Here is a 24,514-nt window from a genome sequence, read left to right as displayed (position 1 = left end):
ACGGCCCGCCGTCAACACGGACACGCAAAAATCAACCGGGCGGATGTCCATCCGCCCGGTTGAGTTCGTCCAGAACTGGGTTTAGCGCCCGGTGCTAGCCGTCGCCGGTGTCATCCCCGGCCGGTGCCGGCTCCTCGACGGCCGGCAGCAGGCCCTCCAGCAGCGGGCCGGTGATCCGCCGGAACGCCCGGCGCGGCCGGTTGGCGTCCAGAATCGCCACCTCCAGCGTCGCGGGCCCCAGCAGGCGGGGTTCGGCGCCGTTGGCCGCGGCCTGCAGTGCGTCGACCGCGATCTTGACCGCGTCCTGCAGGCTGGCGTTCTCGGTGTACGACTCGTTGAGTGCGGAGATGATCGGTTCGGTGGTGCCACCCATCACCACGAAGTGCGGTTCGTCGGCGATCGACCCGTCGTACGTGATCCGATACAGCTCGGGCGCCCTGGTCTCGCCGAAGTGCGCGACCTCGGCCACGCACAGCTCGACCTCATAGGGCTTGGCCTGCTCGGTGAAGATGGTGCCCAGAGTCTGGGCGTAGACGTTGGCCAACTGGCGGCCGGTGACGTCGCGCCGCGCGTAGGCGTAACCGCGGGTGTCGGCGTACTGGATACCGCCGCGGCGCAGGTTGTCGAACTCGTTGAACCGGCCGACGGCGGCGAAGCCGACCCGGTCGTAGAGCTCGCTGACCTTCTGCAGCGAACGCGAGGGGTTTTCGGCGACGAACAGCACCCCGTCGGCGTAAGCGAGCGCCACCACGCTGCGGCCGCGGGAAATGCCTTTGCGCGCAAGCTCGGAACGCTCACGCATCGCCTGTTCGGGCGAGATGAAATACGGAAAGCTCACGAATCTCCCCGTGCATCGGTCGAACGGTGGACACCGTCCGGGCCGAATGTGTCGGCGCGCGAACGGTTTTCGATCACCTGACGCGCGAGCTCGGCGATCCGGTCCTCGGACACTTCTTCGGCGCCATCAGCGCCGATGCTGACCGCGGTCGGGTAGATGCCGCGCACCAGGTCGGGCCCGCCGGTGGCCGAATCATCGTCAGCGGCGTCGTACAGTGCCTCGATGGCCACCCGCAGCGCCGAATCCCCATCGGTCACTTGCGAATACAGCTTCTTCATCGCCGACTTGGCGAAGATCGAGCCCGAGCCCACCGACTGGTAGCCCTCTTCCTCGAAGTTCCACCCGCCCGCGGCGTCGAACGACACGATGCGTCCGGCGGCCTGCGGGTTGGGGTCGTCGAGGTCGTACCCGGCGAGCAGCGGCAACGCGACGAACCCCTGCAGGGCCGCGCCGAGGTTGCCGCGCACCATGGTGGCGAGCCGGTTCACCTTGCCCGGGAAGGTCAGCGCGACGCCTTCGAGCTTCTCGTAGTGCTCGAGTTCGACCGCGTAGAGGCGGGCGAACTCGACGGCGATGGCCGCCGTCCCGGCGATGCCCGTGACCGTGTAATCGTCGGTGATGTACACCTTCTGCACGTCGCGGCTGGCGATCATGTGACCCTGGGTGGCGCGGCGGTCACCGGCCATCACCACGCCGCCGGGATACTTCAGCGCGACGATCGTGGTGCCGTGCGGCGCGAAGTCGGCGTGGGGCCCGCCCGCCGACTCGGCGACGGCCCGCTGCGCGGGCAGAAGTTCTGGCGCCTGGCGGCGCAGCAGTTCAGAAAAGGACGAGATGTCCACGGGGACGGACGGTGCTCCTGGTAGAGAGGCGGGAAAGGCCAGCTGATCGCGTTGCGGCCAGGTCACTGTCCACCTTTCTGGACGTATGCGCGCACGAAGTCCTCGGCGTTCTCCTCGAGCACGTCGTCGATCTCGTCGAGCAGGTCGTCAGTCTCCTCGGCCAGCTTCTCGCGACGCTCCTGCCCGCCGGCCGTGCTGCCGCTGAGGTCGTCGTCCTCGCCGCCCCCACCGCCACGCTTGGTCTGCTCCTGAGCCATCGCTGCCTCCTGCGTAAGTTGTCGGCGGGCTCACTGCTGCCCGCCGTGACTCCACATTACCGTTCACCGCGCCGATTGCCGGGGATAGCTCGCGACCCGCCGAGCCGCGGCAGCGCTCAGGTGGTGAGCTGTTCGACCAGCTCGACAGCGCTGTCGACCGAGTCCAGCAACGCCCCGACGTGGGCTTTGCTGCCCCGCAGCGGCTCCAGGGTCGGGATCCGGACCAGCGAGTCACCGCCCAGATCGAAGATCACCGAGTCCCAGCTGGCCGCCGCGATATCCGCACCGAATCGGCGCAGACACTCGCCGCGGAAGTACGCCCGGGTGTCGATGGGCGGGTTGTCGACGGCGTCGAGCACCTGCTGTTCGGTGACCAGCCGCTTCATCGAGCCGCGCGCGACGAGCCGGTTGTAGAGGCCCTTGTCCAGCCGCACATCGGAGTACTGCAGGTCGACCAGGTGCAGCCGGGGCGCCGACCACCCCAGGTTCTCGCGGTGGCGAAACCCCTCGAGCAGCCGCAGCTTGGCCGGCCAGTCCAGGATCTCCGCGCACTCCATCGGGTCGCGCTCGAGCAGGTCGAGCACGTCCGCCCAGGTCTCCAGGACGTGCGACGCGCGCGGATCCGGGTCGCGGCTGTCCACCAGCTTGGCCACCCGGTCCAGATAGATGCGTTGCAGCGCAAGGCCGGTCAGCTCGCGGCCGTCGGCCAGCGCCACCGTCGCCCGCAGCGACGGATCCCGGCTGATCACGTGCACGGCGTGCACCGGCCGCGCCAACGCCAGATCGGACAGGTCGACGTTCTCCTCGATCAGGTCGAGCACCAGCGCGGTGGTGCCCAGCTTGAGGTAGGTCGACGTCTCCGACAGGTTGGCGTCGCCGATGATGACGTGCAGCCTGCGGTACTTGTCGGCGTCGGCGTGCGGTTCGTCGCGGGTGTTGATGATGCCGCGTTTGAGCGTGGTCTCCAGGCCGACCTCGACCTCGATGTAGTCGGACCGCTGCGAGAGCTGGAAGCCGGGCTCGTCGCCGGAGGGCCCGATACCGACGCGCCCGGAGCCGGTGACGACCTGCCGCGACACCAGGAACGGCGTCAGCCCCGCGATGACCGCCGAGAACGGTGTGTGCCGGCTCATCAGGTAGTTCTCGTGCGACCCGTAGGACGCGCCCTTGCCGTCGACGTTGTTCTTGTAGAGCTGCAGCTTGGCCGCGCCGGGGACGCTGGCGACGTGCCTGGCGGCGGCCTCCATCACCCGTTCGCCGGCCTTGTCCCAGATGACCGCGTCCATCGGGTCGGTGCACTCCGGCGCGGAGTACTCCGGATGGGCGTGGTCGACGTAGAGGCGGGCGCCGTTGGTCAGGATCATGTTGGCCGCGCCGACCTCGTCGGCGTCCACCACCGGCGGCGGCCCGGCCGAGCGGCTGAGGTCGAAACCGCGGGCGTCCCGCAGCGGGGACTCCACCTCGTAATCCCAGCGCGTGCGCTTGGCCCGCTGGATGCCGGCGGCCGCCGCGTAGGCCAGCACCGCCTGGGTCGAGGTCAGGATCGGATTCGCGCTCGGATCAGACGGCGACGAGATCCCGTACTCGACCTCCGTTCCGATAATCCGTTGCATACGGCCAAGCCTAGGTGACGCCGGTGTCCGGGCTGCGTGTGCCGTCGTTGCGCGCCGTTAACCACTTCTCAGCGATCTCTCAGCGAACACCTGTCAACCTTGCCGCGCTGCTGCTCACCGACGACGGCAGGGGTGACCGTCGACAAGACTTAGGGAGACCATGAAGGCAACCGGTCGGATTCTCGCAGCGCTGGCCACGGCTTTCGTCATGGCCGTGTCGGCCTTGTTCGTGAGCGGCGGAACCGCGCAGGCGGGTCTGGACAACGAGCTCACCCTGAACGACGAGCAGGGCCGCACGCTGACCATCCAGCAGTGGGACACGTTCCTCAACGGCGTGTTCCCGTTGGACCGCAACCGGCTGACCCGCGAGTGGTTCCATTCCGGTCGGGCCAAGTACATCGTGGCCGGTGAGACCGCCGAGGACTTCGAGGGCACCCTGGAGTTGGGCTACCAGATCGGCTTCCCGTGGTCGCTGGGTGTGGGCATCAACTTCAGCTACACCACCCCCAACATCCTGATCAGCGACGCCCCGATCACGAACCCGCTGAGCTCGATCATCACCCCGAACCTGCTTCCCGGCGTGTCGATCAGCGCCGACCTCGGCAACGGCCCCGGCATCCAGGAGGTCGCCACGTTCTCCGTCGACGTCGCGGGCGCCGAGGGCGAGGTCGCGGTCAGCAATGCGCACGGCACCGTGACCGGCGCGGCCGGCGGTGTCCTGCTGCGGCCGTTCGCCCGGTTGATCTCGTCGACCGGCGACAGCGTCACCACCTACGGTGAGCCCTGGAACATGAACTGACGTCCTCACCGTCGCGGGCCGGTGCCATCATGGTCCGACGATGAGGGTCCTGATCGTCGAGGACGAACCGCGCCTGGCTGCCACGCTCGCCGCCGGTTTGCGGGCGGAGAACTTCGTGGTGGTCGCGGTCGACAACGGCGTCGACGGTCTCTGGCAGGCGGCCGAGGAGGATTTCGACGTCGTCGTGCTCGACATCATGCTGCCCAAGATGAGCGGCTACGAGGTGCTGCGCCAGCTGAGGGCCCGGGAGGTGTGGACCCCGGTGCTGATGCTGACCGCCAAGGACGGCGACTACGACCAGGCCGACGCGTTCGACCTCGGCGCCGACGACTACCTGACCAAACCGTTCTCGTTCATCGTGCTGGTGGCCCGGCTGCGGGCGCTGGTCCGGCGCACCGCCCCCCAGCGTCCGATCGCGCTGACCGCGGGGACGCTGACGCTGGATCCGGCACGCAAGGTGGTGCTGCGCGGCGACACCGCGATCTCGTTGACCCCCAGGGAGTTCGGCCTCCTCGAGTTCCTGATGCGCAACAAGGACACGGTCGTCACGAAAACCGAGATCCTGCACAATGTCTGGGACGCCCACTACGAGGGCGCCGACAACATCGTCGAGGTCTACGTCGGCTATCTGCGGCGCAAGATCGACATCCCGTTCGGCACCAGCACCATCGACACGGTCAGAGGCGTCGGATACCGCCTCGAGTCCCGCGGCTAGTGTCGTGAGTCGTTAAATCGGGTGCAGTACAACGTCATCGGTCATCTGGGCCGCGAGATCTGCACGAGGGTCGTTACCAGCGCGGTTTCACAGCCCTCGTGCAGATCTCGAAGAACGTCGACACCATGTGGCCGGTCCGAATCCAGCGCACTGCTGTGTCTGAACTTTCGACTCAGGACACTAGGAGATCGGAAGCTCGACGATCACCGTGGCGCCGCCGCCCGGACGGCCCGCGATCGTCGCGGTCCCCCGATGAGCTGCGACGATCTCGCGCACGATCGCCAGCCCCAGCCCGGCACCGCCGCGGCTGCGCGAGCGGTCCGGATCCAGGCGGACGAACCGGTCGAACACCCGAAGCCGGTCCTGCTCGGGTATCCCCGGACCGTCGTCGCTGACCGTCAGCACCGCGGCACTCCCGGAGCGGATCACCCGCACCTCGACCGCGGTGCGGGCGTGCCGGGCCGCGTTGTCGAGCAGGTTGCGCAGCACCCGGGACAACGCCTCCGCGTCGCCGACGACGCGGACCGGGACGATCGTCGCCTTCACATCCAGCGTGGTCTCGCGCCTGAGCCGCTCGGCCTCGGCGGCGGCGACGTCGTCGAGATCGATGTCGTCGCGCTGGGTGCTCAGCATCCGTTCGTCGGCGCGGGCCAGCAACAGCAGGTCGTCGACGAGCACCTTCATCCGCTGCACCTCGGGGATCAGCGTCGTCGTCGCAAGCTCTTCGGTGAGCAGTTCCGGGTGCGCGGTGGCCACCTCGAGCGCGGAGACGATAGTGGTCAGCGGACTGCGCAGTTCGTGCGACGCATCGCCGACGAACCGTCGTTGCGCGGCGTGACCGGCCTCGATGCGGGCGAGCATCTCGTTCATCGTGACGGCCAGCGCGGCGATCTCGTCTCCGCTGTCGGGCACCGGCACCCGCTCGGTGAGGTCGGAGGTCGTGATATCGGCCACCCGCGAACGGATTTCGTCGACCGAGCGCATCGAACGCCGCACGAGCAGGTAGGTCGCAGCCGCCGAGACCAGCACCACGATCGGACCTGCCACCATCAACGCCACCACCACAGTGCGCACCGTCGAGGCGACCGTCGAGGCGTCCTCGCCGACCAGAACCGTGAACCGGCCACCTGCAGCGTCGACGGTCTGCGCGCTCAGCCGGATCGCGCCGAACGGCGTGGTGTCCTGCGGCATCGCGATGTGCAGTCCGTCGTCGATGTCGTCCAGCGGCACCATCGGCGCCGCGGGCGCCGACACCGAACGCAGCACCACCGCACCGTCTTCGCGGATCACCTGCACGGCCACGATGCGCTGGTCGACGGCGAGCAACGCCGGGTCCACACTGCCGGGACCACCGGCCTCGACCGCCTCGGCGATGGCGGCCACCCGGTCGGCGGCCGCGGAATCGACGCTGGCGAGCATGATCCGGTACAGCACGACGGCGAATGCGGTGCCCGCCAACCCGAACGCCACCAGCACCACGGTGGCCGCCGCGAACGCCGATCGCGCCGATACGCCGCGCAGGGAAGTCAGCCGTCGCGTCATGTCCGGATCAGTTCACCATCGCCGGCGGCGATCCGCCAGATCGGCGCGCTGCGGCCGGTCGCACGGCGGTGTCGCGCACAATGAGCGCGTGCCAGAAGACCACCCCTGGGCGCCCGACTCCGCGCACCGCCAGGCCGCCGACCGCTGGTTCCTCGCCCACGGGCTGCCCGCGGTGCTGCGGCCCGGTCGACTGGTCCGGCGGCTGTGGACCCGATCGGCGCCTGCGCTGGCCGGCTTCGCCGTACTGATGGCCAACACCGTCGTCGTCGTGCTGATCACCGGAAAGCACGCGATCGACATCGACGGCCAGCCGACCCGCGGCGAGTGGTTCGTGCTGCTGCTGCTCGCGCTGGTGCTGCCTGCGACGGGCGCCGTGGGCTGGCGAGTGTCGCGGATCGCCTCCCCGCGCGGCCGAGGCGCCGCCGCGGCGGCGGGCGTCCTGGTGGCGGTGCTCGGGGCGGTGTTCGGTGGGCCCAGTTCGTACGTGTACACCAACCTGCTGATCGTCGCCGCGGCAGTGGCGATCATGTTGGCACTCACCGCAACTGGCATCGGATCGATCCTCGGCTGGGCGGCGCACATCACGCTGGCGCATCTCGCCGAGGCGGGTTCCCTGCTGCTGCGGGCGCTGCCGGTGCTGCTGTTGACGTTTCTGGTGTTCTTCAATTCGCCGGTCTGGCTGATGGCCGCGACGGTGTCCCGTCCCCGGCTGTGGCTGGCGCTGTGTTTCCTGGGCGCCATCGCCGCGGCGTTCGTGGTGTCGGTGACCATCGACCGGACGCGCCCGATGGTCGACGCCGCCGCACCCGATGCCCGGCACCTCGCGCGGCTCGACGGCACCCCGTTCGCGGCGATGCCGGACCCCGCCGAGATCAAACCGCTGCGCCGCGTCGAACGGGTGAACGTCTACTTCGTTCTCGGCGTCTCACAGCTGGCGCAGATCCTGGTGGTCGCGGTGGTCACCGCGCTGCTGTTCTTCGTGCTGGGGCTGATCCTGCTCTCCCCCGAACTGCTGGCGGCGTGGACACGCAACGGCCCCAGCGACGGCCAGTTCCTCGGCATGACGATCCCGGTGCCGGAGGCGCTGATTCAGGTCACCCTGTTCCTCGGCGCGTTGACGTTCATGTACGTCAGCGCCCGCGCGGTCGGCGACGACACCTACCGCGACCACTTCACCACACCGCTGATCGAGGATCTGCGGGTCACGCTGAGCGCCCGCAACCGGTACCGGGAGGCCGTCCCGGCGCGGTGAGCGCACTTCGGGCCGGCTTTGCCCGCACAATAAGCGCGTGTCGGACATGCGGCAGGTGCACGAGTGGTTCCTTCACCGCGGCCTGCCGTTGGTGCTCACCCGCCGGGTCCGCTCCCGGGCGCTGATCGAGCGCTCGGCGCCGATGGTCGGCGGTGTCGGAGCGGTCATCTCGGCGACCATGCTGCTGGCGAACCTGACCGGCGACCGGGCCGACCTCGGCTACGTGGCGCGCCTGGCGGTGCTGACCGCGCTGCTGGTGGCCGCGCCGTTCGCCCTGCACGTGCTGCACCGGATCGGCACCACGCTCAGCGAGGCGGGCCGGCGGACGGCGGCGCTGGCGGTGATGGCGCTGTTCGTGTTCGGGCTGCCGTTCGCTGACCGCGGATTCTCCGGTTTCGCGTTGGCCGAGTCCGTCGGGTTCGCGGTGCTGGCGCTGGTGGCGATCTGGCTGACCTACCTGGGCATCGGCTCGATCGCGTTGTGGGCCTTCCGTTTCGCGTGGGTGCAGCTCGGCGCGCTGGGCACGCTGATGAGCCGGGCGCTGCCGCTGCTGATGCTCACCGTCGTCGTGTACTTCACCGGCGAATTGTGGCAGCTCGCCGCCCGGATGACGCGCCAGCGGCTTTGGGAGACAATCGGATTCCTCGCGGCGGTCGCCCTGCTGTTCATGGTGACCACCATCCGCGACGAGGTCCGGGCGCTCCGCGAGGACCGCGCCGAGGAAACCGATCCCGCCTCGCTGCTGGTCGGCACCCCGCTGGCAAGCGACGGCGACACCCGAGTGCAGCGCACGGCGCTTTCGCTGGCCGAACAAATCAATGTCGTTGCAGTGATGGTGGTTTCGCAGGCGATCCAGGTCGTGTTCTTCACCGCCGGACTGTTCGCCTTCTTCCTGGCCCTCGGTATCGTCGCGGTGCCCGACGACGTCGCGGTGCTGTGGTCCTCGGAGCAGACCTGCGCGGCGGGACAACCACCCTGCCCGGGAACGTGGTTCGGCATCCACGTCGCGGTGCCGCAGACCGTCGTGCACGTGTCGCTGTTCGTCGCGGTGCTGTCCGGGCTGTACTTCACGGTGAGCACCAGCGTCGACCCGCTCTACCGCGAGCGGTTCTTCGACCCGTTGATCGCCGACGTGGCGGTCAGCCTGGCCGGTCGCGACGCGTACCTGGCGCTGGAAACCCGGCACTGAAGCACCGTGCACGCGGCCGCGCCAGGCCATAAACTGCGCGGACGCGACGCGCACAAGGGGGTCCTGCGGATCGTGCGCCGCGAGGGGGAAGGACACACCGATGACAAGGCTGTTCGCCGCTGGGGTGGCGGCGCTCGCGCTGGCGCTCGGCGTCGCGGTCCCGGCGCACGCCGACGAGCAGAGCTATCTCACCGATCTGGCCGACCACGGCTTCGAGGGTGAAATCAGCGTCGCGCTGGAGATGGGCCATCAGATCTGCACCGACGTGCGGGACGGGGTACCCGAGGAAACCACCGTCGCAGCGATCTACGACCACACCGGGGACGGGGTCACCATCGAAGACGCCCGCTACGTCTACGACGCCGCGATCACCCACCTGTGCTGAGGCTGTAGCTGTTGGCCAGATCGTCCTGGGTGACGAACGCATCCTCGTCGGCGGTGTCGACGACCAACGGTTCGGCCGGGGTGCGCGCGCGGTACGTCCAGCCCGCGGGCAGCGACAGCCGGGCGCCCAGGTGCGGCAGGTCCGCTGCGGTCAACGACGGGTCCACCGTCTGGCTCCACGTCTGCATGACCCACCGCCGCCCGTCGGGGTCGACGAGTTCGTAGACCTGACGCCCGGCGTCGAACGTGAACACCGCCTTGCGGTCGACCCGGTTGGGCCGGTACGGCGCCGGGTTCATCGACGCCAGCCTGACCGTGGCCTGGCGCAGCATCTCGATACCACCGAAACTCATGCGCTCCAGCGTTTCCCGGCCTCGCTTGGCGATACTGCTCATCAGCCAGTACCGCGGCCCGTTCAGCAGTACCGCGTCCGCGCCGTGTTCGACGGCGATGGCCTGCGGATCCAGCGCGCGCCACAGCTCGGCCGGGCAGTCGTTGAGCGGGAAGGTGTTGTACACCGTCGCCTCGGGTCCGGATGGCGTCGACCGCACCAGCAGCACCTCGCCGTACCGCTTGCCGTACACGTCGTCGGGCATGCGGTGACGGTAGCGCTCACCGCACGCGGGCGCCGCCGGTCAGAGGTACTGGCCCAGGTTCGACTCGGTGTCGATCGCCCGGCTGGCCGACGAACTCTTGCCGGTGACCAGCGTGCGGATGTAGACGATCCGCTCGCCCTTCTTACCCGAGATCCGCGCCCAGTCATCGGGATTGGTGGTGTTGGGCAGGTCCTCGTTCTCGGCGAACTCGTCGACGATCGAGTCGAGCAGATGCTGGATGCGCAGACCCCGCTGCCCGGTCTCGAGCACCGACTTGATCGCGTACTTCTTGGCCCGGTCGACGACGTTCTGGATCATCGCACCGGAGTTGAAGTCCTTGAAGTACATGACCTCCTTGTCGCCGTTGGCGTAGGTCACCTCCAGGAAGCGGTTGTCGTCGATCTCGGCGTACATCCGGTCGACGACCTTCTCGATCATCGCCTTGATGGTCAGCGACCGGTCCCCGGAGAACTCGGACAGATCGTCGTCATGCACCGGCAGTTCCTCGGTGAGGTACTTGCTGAAGATGTCCTGCGCTGCTTCGGCATCGGGCCGCTCGATCTTGATCTTCACGTCGAGACGGCCGGGCCGCAGGATCGCCGGGTCGATCATGTCCTCGCGGTTGGAGGCGCCGATCACGATGACGTTCTCCAGGCCCTCGACACCGTCGATCTCCGAGAGCAGCTGCGGCACCACCGTCGTCTCCACATCGGAGCTGACGCCGGTGCCACGGGTGCGGAAGATCGAGTCCATCTCGTCGAAGAACACGATCACCGGGGTGCCCTCGGAGGCCTTCTCGCGCGCCCGCTGGAAGATCAGCCGGATGTGGCGTTCGGTCTCGCCGACGAACTTGTTCAGCAGTTCGGGGCCCTTGATGTTGAGGAAGTAGGACTTCGCCTCCTTGGCGTCGTCGCCACGCACCTCGGCCATCTTCTTGGCCAGCGAGTTGGCCACCGCCTTGGCGATCAGCGTCTTACCGCACCCGGGCGGACCGTAGAGCAGCACGCCCTTGGGTGGGCGCAGCGAGTACTCCCGGTACAGCTCCTTGTGCAGGAACGGCAGTTCGACCGCGTCGCGGATCTGCTCGATCTGCCGGCCCAGGCCGCCGATGTCGTTGTAGCTGACATCGGGCACCTCTTCGAGGACCAGATCCTCGACCTCGGCCTTGGGGATCCGCTCGAACGCGTATCCGGCCTTGGTGTCGACCAGCAGCGAGTCGCCGGGGCGCAGCTTGCGGGGCCGGTCGTCGCCGAGGTCGTCGTCGTAGCCGTCGGGCAGGTCCTCGGCGGCCACCAGCGGTTCGGCCAGCCACACGATGCGTTCCTCGTCGGCGTGGCCGACCACCAGCGCGCGGTGCCCGTCGGAGAGGATCTCGCGCAGCGTGCTGATCTCACCGACCGCTTCGAAGTTGCCGGCCTCGACGACGGTGAGCGCCTCGTTCAGCCGAACCGTCTGACCCTGCTTGAGCGTCTTGGTGTCGATGTTCGGCGAGCACGTCAGCCGCATCTTGCGCCCGGAGGTGAACACGTCGACGGTGTCGTCGTCCTGGACGTCGAGCAGCACGCCGTAACCGCTGGGCGGCTGGCCGAGCCGGTCGACCTCCTCGCGCAGAGCGAGCAATTGCTGACGGGCCTCCTTGAGGGTTTCCATCAGCTTCGCGTTGCGCGCGGCCAGCGAATCGATGCGCGCTTCGAGTTGATGAACGTCACGCGCGCTGCGCAAGCCGCTCTGCGGCCCGACCGCATTCTCCAGCTGCTCACGCAGGATCGCGGCTTCCCGGCGCAGTTCCTCGAGTTCGGCTGCATCCTCACTCGATATGCCCGGCTTGCCTGCTCCAGGAGTGTCGGAACCTTCTGAGTAGGCTCCGGAACGCTCAAGTTCACTCATGTTGCGGCCCCTCCCCGCACCAATAGTTGGTGCAGTAACAACTTCAACGCTACCGGCGATTCAGCCTTTGTGTGCGGTGTAGCAATTCGACACACCCGCACCGCTGTTAACCTCTCTCGTGAGCTGGTCCGATCGAAAGGAATGTCGTGACCCTGAAATCCCTCGTTACCGGCGTGGCGGCACTGGCCGTCGTCGGCGGTGCCGCGGCAGGTGTGACCTCCATTGCAACCACCACTGTGGCGTCCGCGCCCACCGTCGCCCCGGTTGTATGGGACATCCCGATGCCGCAGGCGCCGGCCCCCGAACTCGAGGGCGCGCTGATGCAGACGCTGCAGGCGCTGGGCGCGCCGGGCGGAGCGGCAGGCAAGGCGCCGTACATCCAGGGCGGCATCGGCCGGTTCGAAAGGGTCGCCGCGGACTCCAAGCTGCGTGAGGCGCAGGCCCAGGGCAAGTTCCCGCTGTCGTTCTCGATCGCCAACATCGACCAGAACGGCCCGGTGGTGACCGCGAACGTGACCGCGACCGCGGCCACCGGCGGTGTCGCCAGCCAGGTCATCCAGTTCGTGCCGGGTCCCAGCCCGACCGGCTGGCAGATGTCCAAGCAGTCGCTGATGGCCCTGATGTCGGCTGTGGGCTAGGCAGTCCGTGCCCCGCACCACCACGCGTGCTGTAGTCCTGAGCGCCGTCGCTATCGCGGCGGCGCTCGGACTTTCAGCGTGTGGTGACGACCCGGCACCCGCGCCGGCCGCCCCGGCCACTCCGGCGCCGATCACCAGACCCCCGACCGTCACGGCGGCCGAACCGTCGGTGCCGGTGGCGCCGCTGCCGCCGCCGAACGCGTTGACCGACGTGCTGGCCCGGATGGCCGACGGCGCCGTACCCGGCGCCGACAAGCTCGACGTGATCGAGGACGCCACCCCGGCCGACGGCGACTCGATGGACAAGTTCACCACCGCTCTGCGCGACGGCGGGTACGCCCCGGTCACTTTCGAAGCCACCGATCTGACGTGGGCCGACGGGCAGAAAGGCGTGGTGTTGGCGGTCGTGACCATCCGCACCGCCAACCCGCAGGCCGGCGATTTCACGTTTCCGATGGAGTTCCGGTTGGCCGACGACCACTGGCAGCTGAGCCGCCGCACCGCGGACTCGCTGCTGCAGATCGGCGAGGCCTCCCCGACGCCCGCCCCGAACCCGCCCCCGACTCCCACGCCCTGACCGCAGATGTGGATCGGCTGGCTCGAATTCGACCTGCTGCTCGGTGATGTGCGCTCGCTCAAGCAGAAGCGTTCGGCGATCCGGCCGGTGATCGCCGAACTGCATCGCCGCTTCTCGGTGTCGGCGGCCGAGACCGGTGCCCAGGATCTGCACCGGCGCGCCAGCGTCGGAGTGGCTCTGGTGGCCGCGGACCGCGCGCACGTGGTCGACGTGCTCGACGCCGCCGAGCGCCTGGTCGCCGCCCGCCCCGAACTCGAACTGCTCTCGGCGCGCCGCGGTCTGCGCCGCAGCACCGACGACTGAGCGCCGCCCGCTACCCGCCGGGCTGGCGTTTGCGCCGCGCCGGGGCCGGGGTCACCGCCCCAGGGGCCAGCTTGCGCGCGCTGATCAGAAACGCCGTGTGCCCGCGCATCGTGTGGTCGGGGCGCACCGCCAATCCGACGACGTGCCAGCCGCGCTGCATGCTCTCCCACGCCCGCGGCTCGGTCCAGCACTGCTGTTCGCGCAGCGCCTCCACCGCCCGCGACAGCTGGGTGACGGTCGCGACGTAGATGATCAGCACCCCGCCGGCGACCAGCGCCCCGGCGACCGTGTCGAGCACCTCCCACGGCGCCAGCATGTCGAGCACCACCCGGTCGACCTCCGGGCCCGAATACGATTTGAGATCGGCCACCACCAGATCCCAGTTGTCCGGACGCGCGCCGAAGAACGTGTCGACGTTGCGCTCGGCGTGCACGGCGTGGTCGTCGCGGACCTCGTAGGAGATCACCCGGCCGTCCGGTCCCACGGCGCGCAGCAGCGAGCAGGTCAGCGCACCGGAACCGGCGCCCGCCTCGAGCACCCGCGCGCCCGGGAAGATGTCGCCCTCGTGCACGATCTGCGCGGCATCCTTGGGATAGACGACCTGGGCGCCGCGCGGCATGGACATCACGTAGTCGACCAGCAGCGGGCGCAGCACCAGGAACTGGTCGCCGCTGGTGGACTTGACCACGCTGCCCTCGGGTAAGCCGATGACCGTGTCCAGCGCGATGATCCCGCGGTGGGTGTGGAACTCCCCGCCGGGGGCCAGCACCATCGTGTAACGGCGCCCTTTGGCGTCGGTGAGCTGCACCCGGTCGCCGACGGCGAACGGACCGGTTCTTGGCACAGCCCATCAGCCTGCCAGTTGACGCGCCGCCGCGGGTGCGCGGGGTTGTCGGACGCCGGTCCTAGGCTGGCCTTGTGACCGAGCGGGGTGAGCAGGAGACGCGTCAAGCCAGGAGGCCTGCGCTGTCGCCGTCGCGGGCCGCCGATTTCAAGCAGTGCCCGCTGCTCTACCGGTTCCGCGCGATCGACCGGCTGCCCGAGCCGCCCTCGGTCGCGCAGGTGCGCGGTTCGGTGGTGCACGCCGCGCTCGAACAGCTCTACGCGCTGCCGGCCGCCCAGCGCGGCCCTGACACCGCGCTGACGCTGATCGACCCGGCCTGGGACCGCGTCGCCGCCGAGAAACCGGAGCTGGCCACCGAAATCGAACCGGAGCTGCGGGCGACGCTGCTGACCGAGGCGCGGGCGTTGCTGAGCGGCTACTACCGGCTCGAGGACCCCACCCGGTTCGAACCGCAGAGCTGCGAACAACGCGTCGAGGTCGAGCTCGAAGACGGCACGCTGCTGCGCGGTTTCGTCGACCGCATCGACGTGGCGCCCACCGGTGAACTGCGGGTGGTCGACTACAAGACCGGTAAGGCGCCGCCGGAGGCCAGGGCGCACGCCGAGTTCAAGGCCATGTTCCAGATGAAGTTCTATGCGGTCGCGCTGCTGCGGTCGCGCGGGGTGATGCCGACCCGGCTGCGGCTGCTGTACCTGGCCGACGGCCAGATCCTCGACTACACCCCCGACCTCGACGAGCTCGAGCGGTTCGAGAGGACGCTGATCGCGATCTGGCGCGCCATCCGCAGCGCAGGCGCCTCAGGCGATTTCCGGCCGCGGCCCTCGGCGCTGTGCGACTGGTGCGCCCACCATGCGCACTGCCCGGTGTTCGGCGGGACCCCGCCGCCGTATCCGGGTTGGCCCGAGGGGCCCGGCGACGCCGTGTTGCACACCGCGGAGCCCGCCGCGTGAGCGACTGCTACTACCGGCGCGTCGGCGTCGACGGCCAGTACCAGGTGTTCGACTCCACCGACGGCACCCGAAGCAACTGGGACCCCGAGATCCAGCACGGCTCACCACCTCTGGCGTTGATGACCAAGCTGATCGAGGAGTTGGCCGGCGACTCCGGGATGCGGGTCGGTCGGTTGACCCTCGACATCCTCGGCGCGATACCGGTCGCGCGGGTGCGTGCACGGGCCTGGATCGAGCGCCCCGGCGCGCGGATCTCGCTGATGGTCGCCGAGATGTCGGCGATCCGACCGAACGGCGACTGGCGGACCGTCGCCCGGGTCACGGCGTGGCTGCTGGCGACCAGCGACACCGCCGACGCCGTGACCGACCGCTATCCCCCGCTCGTCGAGGGCGAATCGGTGCAACGCGCCCACGCCCTGCTGGGCAAGCAGGGCTACCTGGAAACCATCACCTGGCGCCGTCAGCACGACTCCGACCAGACCGGCTTTGTGGTGTGGATGAGCCCCCTTGTCCCCCTTGTCGATTCGGAGCCGACGACGGACTTGCAGCGGTTGGCGATGGTGGTGGACTGCGCAAACGGGGCGGGGGCGGCGCTGGACGCGGAGCGGTTTGTGTTCATGAACACCGATACAGCGGTCCATCTGCACAGGCTGCCCGAGGGCGAGGATTTCGCGGTGCGCGCCCGCGGTTCGATCGGCCCGGACGGCATCGGGGTGACCACCGCCGAACTGTTCGACCGGCGGGGTTTCATCGGCACATCGGCCCAGACCCTGCTGGTGCAGCGCCGACCGTGACCCGCGACCTCGCGTGGCAGTTCGACCTGGCCTGGGCGTTGGCCGATCTGCATCTGTGCGCGCTCACCGAGGACGACTTTCTCTGGGAGCCCGCCGCTTTGGTGTGGACGGTGCGACCCGACGCCGACGGCGTCTGGCGGCCCGACTGGGCCGACAACGAACCCGACCCCATCCCGGTGCCGACGATCGCCTGGCTCACCTGGCACATCGACTTCTGGTGGTCGACGGTCATCGATCACCTGACCGGGAAACCGCCGCGGGAGCGTGACGCCATCACGTGGCCCGGCGACGGCGCCGCCGCCGTCGAGCGGCTACGCGCGCTGGCTCAGCGCTGGCGCGACGTGCTCACCGACCTCGACCCAGCTGCACCCTCCAAATTCCCCTGGGGCGCAGGAACTTCCTACACCGCGATGCACACCGCGCTGTGGGTCAACGTCGAGCTGACCAAGAACATCGCCGAGATCGGACAGCTGCGACTGCTGCGCAGCGCTGATTTCGGGTAGTTCTACCTATCCCCGCCGGTGCGCATCCAGGGCAGTCTGGGCGACATGGACACCATCACCAACCGCAGCACCCCCGCATATTTCCTGCAGGCCGCCATCGCGTTCGGGGTCAGCCTGCTGGGCATGCTCGGCGGCATCCTCTTCCTGCCCCTGGACCCGTGGCAGCGGCTGTTCCTCGGCATGACCGCGCTCTTCCTGGTCACCAGTTCGTTCACGCTGGCCAAGGTGATCCGCGACCAGCAGGAGGCCGCCACCGTCCGGGTTCGGCTCGACGAGGCGCGCATCGAACGGCTGATCGCCGAACACGATCCGTTCAACGCAGCGACGTGAGGCCTTCATATGTAGTTGCATCTATATAGATGAACTGCAATACTCGGTGCCATGGATGTGTTCGAAACCGTGGCCGAACCGAGTCGGCGCGTGCTGCTGGACGCGCTCGTCGACGGTGAACGCACCGCGGGTGAACTGGTCGCGACACTGCCGGGGCTGACGCAGCCGACAGTGTCGCGACACCTGCGCGTCCTGCGTGAGGTCGGGCTGGTCGAAGTCCGCCCCGACGCCCAACGCCGCATCTACGCGTTGCGCGCGGACGGACTCGTCGCGATCGACGAGTGGATCGAGCGGTACCGGCGCTTCTGGGCGGGCCATCTCGACGCGCTCGAGCGCCACCTGGCCGACAAACACCGGGAGACACCGTGACCGATCCCGACGGCGTGCTCACTGTCGACGGCGCGCACGCCGTGCTGACCTTCGAACGCCATCTCCCCTACCCGCCCGAGGCGGTCTGGGCGGCGATCACCGATCCCGCCGAGCGCGCGCAGTGGTTCGGTGCGACGAGCATCGACGCCCGCGTCGGAGGTTCGATCGAGATGGTCCCCGACGGACCCCCGCTCCCCGCCGACCGCAAGAGGATGACCGGCCGCATCCTGGTGTGGGATCCCCCGCACGTGTTCGAGCACGAGTGGCAGCAGTCGATCGTCGAGGACGGCGTCGTGCGCTACGAGCTGAGCCCCGACGGCGCAGGCACCCGGCTGCGGTTCAGCCACCGCGGACTCGGCCTGCGCAGCGCCGGCGGATTCCTCGGCGGCACGCACGCCTACCTGGACCGGCTGCGGGCCCACCTCGACGGCGCACCGCTGCCGGACTGGAGCCGCCGGCGCGCCGAAATCGACCAGTAAGGAGAACCGATGACCGACAACGAGATCGCGACCGCACCCGCGACGGTGGTGATCGCCTACCACTCCGGGTTCGGGCACACCGCCCACCTGGCCGACGCGGTCGCCGCGGGCGCCGCCGAGGCGGGTGCCCGGGTCACCCACGTCGTGCTCGATGCCATCACCGAAACCGATTGGGAAGCACTCGATTCCGCCGACGCGATCGTGTTCGGTTCACCGACGTACATGGGTAATGTGTCGGCGGGATTTCAGGCGTTCGCCGAGAAGACCGGACGGCGCTGCATCGAAGGAACCTGGCGCGACAAGGTGGGCGCCGGGTTCACCAACTCCGGCGCCAAGAGCGGCGACAAGCTGAGCACCCTGATCTCGTTGGCGGTGTTCGCCGCACAGCACCACATGCACTGGGTCAACCTCGGGCTGCCGCCCGGATGGAACAGCTCGACCGCGGACGAAAACGACCTGAACCGGCTCGGGTTCTGGCTCGGCGCCGGCGCGCAGACCGACGTGGACGCCGATCCCGCGCGGGTGCACCCCTCCGACGCACAGACCTGCCACCATCTCGGGCACCGGGTGGCCTCGGTGACCCAGCAGATGCGGTTGGGCCGCCAGCTCACTGCAGCGGCTTCAACTCCTGCAGCATCGTCGGCACCAGTTCGCTGACCGTCGGGTGGATGTGCATGGTGCGGGATATCGCGGTGTAGGGCAGTTTCGCGGTCATCACGTCCAGCACGGCGTGGATGACCTCGTCGCCGCCGACGCCGAGGATCGCCGCCCCGAGGATCTCCTCGGTCTCGGCGTCGACGACGACTTTCATGAAGCCCTGCGTCTCCCCCTTTTCCACGGCACGCCCGACCCGTGTCATCGGCCGCTTGCCCACCAACGCTTTTCGGCCCGACCTGCGCACCTCGTCCTCGGTCATACCGGCGCGACCCAACGGCGGGTCGATGTAGAGCGCGTAGGTGGTGACCCGGTCACTGACCCGGCGCGGGTCGTCGTCGAGGAGGTTGGCCGCAACGATCTCGAAGTCGTTGTAGGACGTGTGGGTGAAGGCGCCCTTGCCGTTGCAGTCGCCCATCGCCCAGATGTGGTCGACGCTGGTGCGCAGTTGATCGTCGACGACGATGTAGCCGCGCGCGTCGGTCTCCACGCCGGCCGCCTCGAGGTTCAGGTCGTCGGTGTTGGGTGTCCGACCGACCGCGACCAGCAGGTGGGACCCGGTGATCGGCGCGGCGCCCTCGCGGGGGGTGACGTCGAAACCGTTGTCGCGCTTGGTGAAAGAGATCGCGCTGGCACCGACGACGATGTCGATGCCCTCCGCCTCGAGGATCTCCTTGATCGCCGCTGAGACGTCCTCGTCCTCGCGGGAGGTCAGCCTGGGCCCCCTCTCGATCACCGTCACCCGGGCACCGAACCGGCGGTACATCTGGGCGAACTCCAGGGCGATGTAGCTGCCGCCGATGATCACCAGATGTTCGGGCACGGTGTCGACTTCGAGGATCCCGACGTTGGTCAGGTAGTCGATGTCGGACAGCCCCGGCAGGTCGGGCGCCACCGCGCGGCCGCCGACGTTGAGGAAGATCTTCTCGGCGCGCAGCACCCGGTCGTCGACCCGGATCGTGTGCGGGTCTTCGAACCGGGCGTGCCCGCGGATCAGCGTGGCGCCGTCCATACCGGTCAGCCAGGACTCGACGCCGGCCCGGTCGTCGAGCACGATCGTGTCCTTGCGCGCCTTGACCTTCGACATGTCGACACTGATTTCGCCTGTGCTGACGCCGTATTCGGCGCCGCGACGCGCGAGGTGCGCCGCGTGCGCACTGGCCACCAGTGTCTTGGTCGGGATACAGCCGGAGTTCACGCAGGTACCGCCGACCAGTTTGCGTTCGATCACCGCGACCTTCTGCCCGGCCCCGGTCAACCGCCCGGCCAGCGGCGGACCGGCTTGTCCCGCGCCGACGATGATCGCGTCGAACGTCTCGGTCACGTCAGCCATCTCAGACGAGGCTGACCAGGAAGGCGGTCAAGAACCCGCCGCCCACCGCGACGATGTCCTCGACGATCGCGCCCGGGCGGTCCTGCCCGGAGCGCAGATCGGCGAACCGCTGCCGCGCAGCCGCACCCCCCATCGTGCCCAGCACCGCGCCGATCACACCCGCGCCCAGCGCGCTGAACGTGTGGAAGTACGCGCTGCCGATCACCGCGCCCGCGAACGCGCCCATGATGAGCCGCGCAATGAACTGCGGGGCGGTCTTACGGCTCGGTGTGCTGGGCAGCTGGTCGGTGACCAACTCGACGAGCAGGAAGATCGTCAGCACGGTGACCGTGATGGGGTGGGCCATCCATTCGGACCATTTGCCGTCGACGTCGATCCAGCCGAGCAGCGCACCCCAGGCCACCACCGCCGGTGCCGTGAGCGCGCGCAGGCCCGCGATGACGCCGATCAGCAGCGCGAGAACCAGGATCAAGACTTGCGTCATGGCATCCTCCGGCCGTGTTTTCGACCTCCGGACGCTAACACGCCCGGCGGACGTGGTCGCGGCGAATCAGAAGCGGCAGAACCTGATGTCGGAGGCGAGGATCGCTTTGGCGCCGATCGCGGCGAGCTCGTCCATGATCGCGTTGACGTCGCGCCGGGGCACCAACGCGCGCACCGCGACCCACGCCGGATCGGCCAGCGGCGCGATCGTCGGTGACTCGAGCCCGGGTGTGACGGCGGCGGCGGCCTCGAGGACCGTTCGCGGACAGTCGTAGTCGAGCATCAGGTACTGCTGGCCGAACACCACGCCCTGCACGCGGGCCACCAACTGCCCGCCGGTGGGGCTGTCCGGCGCACCCTCGCGTTCGATCAGCACCGCCTCGGAATCACACAGGGATTCGCCGAAGGCCACCAGATTGTGCAGGTTCAGCGTGCGGCCGGAGCCGACCACGTCGGCGATCGCATCGGCCACGCCGAGCTGCACCGAGATCTCGACAGCGCCGTCGAGGCGGATGACGGTGGCTTCGATTCCCCGGCTGGCCAGATCTTTTCGCACGAGGTTCGGGAACGCGGTGGCGATCCGCTTGCCTGCGAGGTCCTCGACACGCCACTGCTGACCGGCCGGCGCCGCGTAGCGGAACGTCGAGTATCCGAACCCCAGCGCCAGCCGCTCGTTGACCGGCGCGTCCGACTCGGCGGCCAGATCGCGTCCGGTGATGCCGAAGTCGAGCTGGCCGGAGCCGACGTAGATCGCGATGTCCTTGGGCCGCAGGAAGAAGAACTCGACGTTGTTGGTCGGGTCGACGACGGTCAGGTCCTTGGGGTCGGTGCGGCGACGGTAGCCGGCCTCGGACAGGATCACGCTGGCCGGCTCCGACAGCGTGCCCTTGTTGGGGACCGCGACCCGCAGCATGCGCTTCACAACTTCGCGTAGATGTCGTCGAGGGTCAGGCCGCGCGCGATCATCAGCACCTGGGTCCAGTACAGGAGTTGGCTGATCTCCTCGGCGAGCGCGTCGTCGCTCTCGTGTTCGGCGGCCAGCCAGACCTCGCCGGCCTCCTCGAGGATCTTCTTGCCCAGGCCGTGCACGCCGCCGTCGAGCGCGGCGACGGTGCCGCTGCCTGCGGGCCGGGTGCGGGCGCGTTCGCCGAGCTCGGCGAACAGGGCGTCGAAGGTCTTCACGGCACGCGATTGTGTCACGCTCGCGGGGGCCGGGTCACGCGGGTTTGCCCGACCTCCTCATATGCCGGCCATGTGGCGGGCCGCGCGGTGGCTGAACAACAGCGACGCCCCGATCGGGTTGCCGCCGCCGGGGTAGGTCTCGCCGGAGACGGCGGCCATCGTGTTGCCCGCCGCGTACAGCCCGGGTATGGGCCGGCCCGACGTGTCGAGGACCCGGGCGTCGCGGTCGGTGCGCAGCCCGCCCTTGGTGCCCAGGTCCGACACCCCGAACGCGGCGGCCCGGTACGGCGGGGTGTCGATCGGCACCAGCGGTGACGCGTCACCGGTGAACGCGCGGTCGAACGCTTCGGCGCCGCGGCCGAAGTCGTCGTCGACGCCGCGGGCGGCGAAGTCGTTGAACCGGCGCACCGTGTTCTCCAGAGCGGCTGGCGCAACGCCGATTTCGTCGGCCAGCCCGGCCACGGTGTCGGCCTGGACCCAGAGCCGGCGCGCGCGGTACTGCTCGGTGGGCGAGAACGACACGTTGGTGGCCATCACGGGCGGCTGTTCGCCGCTGCGGCTGTCGTAGACCATCCAGTACGGGAGCGTGACGGTGCCGGCGGCCATCGCGGCCAGGATCTCGCGGCCCAGCCGGTCGTAGGCGGCGGATTCGTTGGCGAACCGGCGACCGTCGCGGTCGACGAAGATGCCCCCGGTGAAGCACAGCGCGAAGGCGGCCCGCCCGTCGGGGTGGATCAGTCCCGGCGACCACCAGGCCTGGTCCATCAGGTCGACGGCCGCGCCGGCGGCGATCGCGGCCCGGTGCGCCCGGCCGTCGTTGGCCGGCGCGCCCATCGTGTCGCGCGCCGCGCCGGGTACGCCGTACTCGGTGCGCATCGCGTCGTTGTGCTCGAACCCGCCGGTGGCCAGCAGCACGCCGCGCCGAGCCCGGATGGTGCGTCGCGCCCCGTCGTGCTCGACCACCGCGCCCGTGACCCGGCCGTCCTCGACGACGAGGTCGACCAGCGCGGTGTTCAGGTGCGCGGTGACCGCCGGCTCGTCGGCCATCGCCCACAGGAACCGTCCCACCAGCGCCCGGCCGCCGGTGAGCAGATCGGGTGCCGGCGCCCCGAGGCGCTCGTGGTCGAGCGGTCCGCGCACCAGGCCGGCGAATCGGCCGAGCCGTTCGTCGGGCACCGCCTTGGACACGATGTGGCGCATGCCGTCGGTGCGGGCGCCCGGCGCCGAACTGTAGTAGTCGGGCCACGGCAGGATCTTGAACGCGAAATGCTCGTCGCGTTCGAGGTAGTCGATCAGCGCCGCGCCGCCGCGCACATAGGTTTCCTGCAGTTCGGCCGGTGTGCGGTCACCGACCACGGCGCGGTAATAGCGCAGCGCGTCGTCGACGGTGTCGTCGACCCCGGCACGCACCAGCACCGGGTTGCCCGGGTACCACATGCCGCCTCCGCCGGAGTAGGCGAACGTCCCGCCGAACCGGTCCGTGGCCTCCACGATGGTGACCGAAAGCCCTTCGCGCGCAGCGGTATACGCACCGGCCAGGGCGCCGGCCGAACCGGCGACGAGGACGTCGACGGTTTCGTCGCCGCTCAGACCGCCCGCTCCTGCTGCGGGGTGTCCGAACCCATGTCCTCGAGGTGCTTACCCTTGGTTTCCTGCACCCAGCGCCACACGAACAGGAACGACAGCACCGCGCACAGCGCGTAGAAGCCGTAGGCGATGCCCAGCGAGAAGTCGCCGAGCGCCGGGAACGACGCGGTGATCGCGCAGTTGGCCACCCACTGCGCGGCGGCGGCCAGACCGAGCGCGGCGCCGCGGATGCGGTTGGGGAACATCTCGCCGAGCAGCACCCACACCACCGGGCCCCACGACATGCCGAACGACACCACGAACAGGTTGGCCGCGACCAGCGCGATCGGGCCCGCGGCACCGGTCAGGTCCGGTTGCCCGTCGACCACCGGCGCGGTGCCGAAGATCACCGCCATGGTGCCCAGCGTGATCGCCATCCCCGCCGAACCGACGAGCAGCAGCGGCTTGCGGCCGACCTTGTCGATCAACGCGATCGCGATCAACGTGGTGACGATGTTGGTCACCGAGGTGATCACGGTGATCAGGAACGCCTGGCTCTCGCCGAATCCGACGGCCTCCCACAGCACGTTGGAGTAGTAGAAGATCACGTTGATGCCGACGAACTGCTGGAACACCGACAGCAGCACGCCGACCCAGACGATGCCGTAGAGGCCGCCGGTCGGCTTGCGCAGGTCCCGCCATGACGGCGGCTTCTCCGACTGCAGCGACTCCTTGATCCGGGTGATCGTGATCTCGAGGTTCTTCTCGCCGAGCAATTTGGTCAGCACCCGGCGCGCTTCCGGAATCCGGTATGTGGCAACGAGATAGCGCGGCGACTCCGGGATCGTGAACGCGAGTGCACCGTAGACGACGGCGGGCACCGCCATCACCAGGAACATCCAGCGCCACGCCTCCATGCCCAGCCACAGCACCTCGCGTGACCCGCCGGCCAGGTGCGCGAGCAGCGCGTCGATCGCCAGCGAGATGAAGATGCCGGACACGATCGCCAGCTGCTGCAGGGAGCCGAGCCTGCCGCGGATCCGCGGCGGGGACGTCTCGGCGATGTAGGCGGGCGCGATGACCGATGCGACGCCCACCCCGATGCCGCCGACGACGCGGAACAGCGTGAAGATCTCGACGTTGGGCGCCAGGCCGGTGCCGAACGCGCTGATCAGGAACAGCACCGCGGCCAGCTTCATCACCGACAGCCGGCCGATCTTGTCGGCCAGCCGGCCGGCGACCACCGCGCCCAGCGCGGCACCGATCAGCGCCGCCGCCACGGCCACGCCCGTCACCGTCTTGCTGATCTCGAAATAGTCCTCGACCGCGGAGACCGCCCCGTTGATCACCGCGCTGTCGTATCCGAACAGCAGGCCGCCGAGCGCGGCTACCGACGCGATGCGGACCACACGCCCGCTGTGTTCGGTGTCCTCGTAGTCGAGGCCTGTCGTGGGTTCACCAGCCGGTCCGTGCGTCATGAAACGACCTCCCGCAGCAGTGCGTGATGGAGGTCACATTCAATCACAGACCGGTTGTCACGCGGCGTGTTCTCTCAGGTACGCGCGGCCAGTTCGCGGTGGACCGCGCGCAGATCG

General features: G+C 69.2%; 29 protein-coding genes. 15 read left to right on the top strand and 14 right to left on the bottom strand.

Annotated elements, in window-relative coordinates; genetic code table 11:
- Positions 1-94: 94 nt before the first annotated feature.
- The 4 genes from prcA to dop all read right to left on the bottom strand — a co-directional run bounded on the left by prcA (position 95) and on the right by dop (position 3,550).
- Entirely contained in the window at positions 95-838 is a 744-nt protein-coding gene (prcA, locus tag BHQ18_RS09645; RefSeq protein WP_069413383.1) for a proteasome subunit alpha, read from the bottom strand.
- Positions 835-1,746 (bottom strand): proteasome subunit beta, encoded by a 912-nt coding sequence (prcB, locus tag BHQ18_RS09640; protein WP_084293988.1) that lies wholly within the window; start codon positions 1,744-1,746, stop codon positions 835-837. Before prcB ends, prcA begins: the two co-directional genes overlap by 4 nt.
- Positions 1,743-1,937, bottom strand: a complete 195-nt coding sequence (locus BHQ18_RS09635; RefSeq protein WP_069413381.1) for a ubiquitin-like protein Pup — start codon at positions 1,935-1,937, stop codon at positions 1,743-1,745. The genes prcB and BHQ18_RS09635 overlap by 4 nt, the downstream gene beginning before the upstream one ends.
- Positions 1,938-2,053: 116 nt before the next feature.
- Positions 2,054-3,550 carry a pup deamidase/depupylase gene (dop, locus tag BHQ18_RS09630; protein ID WP_069413380.1) on the bottom strand — a complete coding sequence of 499 codons (1,497 nt, stop codon included), beginning with the start codon at positions 3,548-3,550 and terminating at the stop codon, positions 2,054-2,056.
- A 160-nt stretch (positions 3,551-3,710) separates the two neighbouring features.
- Between dop and BHQ18_RS09625 the strand changes: the two genes are divergently transcribed.
- Positions 3,711-4,349 (top strand): porin MspA, encoded by a 639-nt coding sequence (locus BHQ18_RS09625; protein WP_069413379.1) that lies wholly within the window; start codon positions 3,711-3,713, stop codon positions 4,347-4,349.
- Between the two features lie 40 nt (positions 4,350-4,389).
- Entirely contained in the window at positions 4,390-5,064 is a 675-nt protein-coding gene (locus BHQ18_RS09620; RefSeq protein WP_069413378.1) for a response regulator transcription factor, read from the top strand.
- A 180-nt stretch (positions 5,065-5,244) separates the two neighbouring features.
- Here BHQ18_RS09620 and BHQ18_RS09615 read toward each other — a convergent pair whose 3' ends face one another.
- Positions 5,245-6,606: a sensor histidine kinase gene (locus BHQ18_RS09615; RefSeq protein ID WP_069413377.1), complete on the bottom strand. Its 1,362-nt coding sequence runs from the start codon at positions 6,604-6,606 to the stop codon at positions 5,245-5,247.
- 88 nt (positions 6,607-6,694) lie between these two features.
- Here BHQ18_RS09615 and BHQ18_RS09610 point away from each other — a divergent pair, with 88 nt between their 5' ends.
- The 3 genes from BHQ18_RS09610 (at position 6,695) to BHQ18_RS09600 (ending at position 9,432) form a co-directional block, all read left to right on the top strand.
- The gene (locus tag BHQ18_RS09610) at positions 6,695-7,858 is read left to right on the top strand and encodes a hypothetical protein (RefSeq protein ID WP_069413376.1); all 1,164 of its coding nucleotides are present in this window, start codon (positions 6,695-6,697) and stop codon (positions 7,856-7,858) included.
- 46 nt (positions 7,859-7,904) lie between these two features.
- Positions 7,905-9,047, top strand: coding sequence for a hypothetical protein (locus tag BHQ18_RS09605; protein WP_069413616.1), 1,143 nt, complete (start codon positions 7,905-7,907; stop codon positions 9,045-9,047).
- A gap of 100 nt (positions 9,048-9,147) precedes the next feature.
- The gene (locus BHQ18_RS09600; protein ID WP_084293987.1) at positions 9,148-9,432 is read left to right on the top strand and encodes a DUF732 domain-containing protein; all 285 of its coding nucleotides are present in this window, start codon (positions 9,148-9,150) and stop codon (positions 9,430-9,432) included.
- On the opposite strand, the gene BHQ18_RS09595 is transcribed toward BHQ18_RS09600, so the two are convergent.
- The gene (locus BHQ18_RS09595; RefSeq protein WP_069413374.1) at positions 9,416-10,027 is read right to left on the bottom strand and encodes a hypothetical protein; all 612 of its coding nucleotides are present in this window, start codon (positions 10,025-10,027) and stop codon (positions 9,416-9,418) included. The genes BHQ18_RS09600 and BHQ18_RS09595 overlap by 17 nt on opposite strands.
- Positions 10,028-10,066: 39 nt before the next feature.
- Positions 10,067-11,914 (bottom strand): proteasome ATPase, encoded by a 1,848-nt coding sequence (gene arc / locus BHQ18_RS09590; protein ID WP_069413373.1) that lies wholly within the window; start codon positions 11,912-11,914, stop codon positions 10,067-10,069.
- Positions 11,915-12,060: 146 nt separating this feature from the next.
- On the opposite strand from arc, the gene BHQ18_RS09585 reads away from it, so the two are divergent.
- Genes BHQ18_RS09585 through BHQ18_RS09575 form a run of 3 tightly spaced genes read left to right on the top strand, consistent with a single transcriptional unit; the run spans position 12,061 to position 13,432 of the window.
- Positions 12,061-12,552: an MTB12 family secreted protein gene (locus tag BHQ18_RS09585; RefSeq protein WP_084293986.1), complete on the top strand. Its 492-nt coding sequence runs from the start codon at positions 12,061-12,063 to the stop codon at positions 12,550-12,552.
- Positions 12,553-12,559: 7 nt separating this feature from the next.
- Positions 12,560-13,129 (top strand): lipoprotein LppK, encoded by a 570-nt coding sequence (locus tag BHQ18_RS09580; RefSeq protein ID WP_069413372.1) that lies wholly within the window; start codon positions 12,560-12,562, stop codon positions 13,127-13,129.
- A gap of 6 nt (positions 13,130-13,135) precedes the next feature.
- Entirely contained in the window at positions 13,136-13,432 is a 297-nt protein-coding gene (locus tag BHQ18_RS09575; protein ID WP_069413371.1) for a DUF503 domain-containing protein, read from the top strand.
- Between the two features lie 10 nt (positions 13,433-13,442).
- On the opposite strand, the gene BHQ18_RS09570 is transcribed toward BHQ18_RS09575, so the two are convergent.
- Positions 13,443-14,276, bottom strand: a complete 834-nt coding sequence (locus BHQ18_RS09570; protein ID WP_069413370.1) for a tRNA (adenine-N1)-methyltransferase — start codon at positions 14,274-14,276, stop codon at positions 13,443-13,445.
- A gap of 74 nt (positions 14,277-14,350) precedes the next feature.
- On the opposite strand from BHQ18_RS09570, the gene BHQ18_RS09565 reads away from it, so the two are divergent.
- Genes BHQ18_RS09565 through BHQ18_RS09535 form a run of 7 tightly spaced genes read left to right on the top strand, consistent with a single transcriptional unit; the run spans position 14,351 to position 18,358 of the window.
- Positions 14,351-15,226 carry a RecB family exonuclease gene (locus BHQ18_RS09565; RefSeq protein ID WP_069413369.1) on the top strand — a complete coding sequence of 292 codons (876 nt, stop codon included), beginning with the start codon at positions 14,351-14,353 and terminating at the stop codon, positions 15,224-15,226.
- Positions 15,223-16,020 (top strand): thioesterase family protein, encoded by a 798-nt coding sequence (locus BHQ18_RS09560; protein WP_069413368.1) that lies wholly within the window; start codon positions 15,223-15,225, stop codon positions 16,018-16,020. The genes BHQ18_RS09565 and BHQ18_RS09560 overlap by 4 nt, the downstream gene beginning before the upstream one ends.
- Complete coding sequence (locus tag BHQ18_RS09555) at positions 16,017-16,523, top strand: DinB family protein (protein WP_069413367.1); 507 nt, start codon at positions 16,017-16,019, stop codon at positions 16,521-16,523. The genes BHQ18_RS09560 and BHQ18_RS09555 overlap by 4 nt, the downstream gene beginning before the upstream one ends.
- Before the next feature lie 45 nt (positions 16,524-16,568).
- On the top strand, positions 16,569-16,853 hold the full coding sequence (locus BHQ18_RS09550) for a YiaA/YiaB family inner membrane protein (RefSeq protein WP_069413614.1): 285 nt from the start codon (positions 16,569-16,571) through the stop codon (positions 16,851-16,853).
- 51 nt (positions 16,854-16,904) lie between these two features.
- Positions 16,905-17,222: an ArsR/SmtB family transcription factor gene (locus BHQ18_RS09545; protein ID WP_069413366.1), complete on the top strand. Its 318-nt coding sequence runs from the start codon at positions 16,905-16,907 to the stop codon at positions 17,220-17,222.
- Positions 17,219-17,701: an SRPBCC family protein gene (locus BHQ18_RS09540; protein ID WP_069413365.1), complete on the top strand. Its 483-nt coding sequence runs from the start codon at positions 17,219-17,221 to the stop codon at positions 17,699-17,701. Before BHQ18_RS09545 ends, BHQ18_RS09540 begins: the two co-directional genes overlap by 4 nt.
- Before the next feature lie 9 nt (positions 17,702-17,710).
- On the top strand, positions 17,711-18,358 hold the full coding sequence (locus BHQ18_RS09535) for a flavodoxin family protein (RefSeq protein WP_109789240.1): 648 nt from the start codon (positions 17,711-17,713) through the stop codon (positions 18,356-18,358).
- Here BHQ18_RS09535 and BHQ18_RS09530 read toward each other — a convergent pair.
- From BHQ18_RS09530 to BHQ18_RS09505, 6 genes are all read right to left on the bottom strand, one after another.
- Positions 18,309-19,688 carry an FAD-containing oxidoreductase gene (locus BHQ18_RS09530; RefSeq protein WP_069413364.1) on the bottom strand — a complete coding sequence of 460 codons (1,380 nt, stop codon included), beginning with the start codon at positions 19,686-19,688 and terminating at the stop codon, positions 18,309-18,311. The two genes, BHQ18_RS09535 and BHQ18_RS09530, sit on opposite strands and share 50 nt — an antisense overlap.
- A gap of 1 nt (position 19,689) precedes the next feature.
- On the bottom strand, positions 19,690-20,172 hold the full coding sequence (locus BHQ18_RS09525; protein WP_069413363.1) for a DUF4126 family protein: 483 nt from the start codon (positions 20,170-20,172) through the stop codon (positions 19,690-19,692).
- Between the two features lie 66 nt (positions 20,173-20,238).
- On the bottom strand, positions 20,239-21,084 hold the full coding sequence (gene hisG / locus BHQ18_RS09520; protein WP_069413612.1) for an ATP phosphoribosyltransferase: 846 nt from the start codon (positions 21,082-21,084) through the stop codon (positions 20,239-20,241).
- Between the two features lie 5 nt (positions 21,085-21,089).
- On the bottom strand, positions 21,090-21,371 hold the full coding sequence (locus BHQ18_RS09515; RefSeq protein ID WP_069413362.1) for a phosphoribosyl-ATP diphosphatase: 282 nt from the start codon (positions 21,369-21,371) through the stop codon (positions 21,090-21,092).
- Between the two features lie 39 nt (positions 21,372-21,410).
- On the bottom strand, positions 21,411-22,943 hold the full coding sequence (locus tag BHQ18_RS09510; RefSeq protein WP_069413361.1) for an FAD-binding protein: 1,533 nt from the start codon (positions 22,941-22,943) through the stop codon (positions 21,411-21,413).
- Positions 22,940-24,397, bottom strand: a complete 1,458-nt coding sequence (locus BHQ18_RS09505; RefSeq protein WP_069413360.1) for a sugar porter family MFS transporter — start codon at positions 24,395-24,397, stop codon at positions 22,940-22,942. The genes BHQ18_RS09510 and BHQ18_RS09505 overlap by 4 nt, the downstream gene beginning before the upstream one ends.
- Positions 24,398-24,514 lie beyond the last annotated feature (117 nt).

Origin of the sequence: Mycolicibacterium flavescens (assembly GCF_001722335.1) — a bacterium.
Lineage (GTDB): Bacteria > Actinomycetota > Actinomycetes > Mycobacteriales > Mycobacteriaceae > Mycobacterium > Mycobacterium flavescens.
Note: the sequence above shows the minus strand (reverse complement) of the source record. Positions and strands in the feature narration are given on the sequence as shown.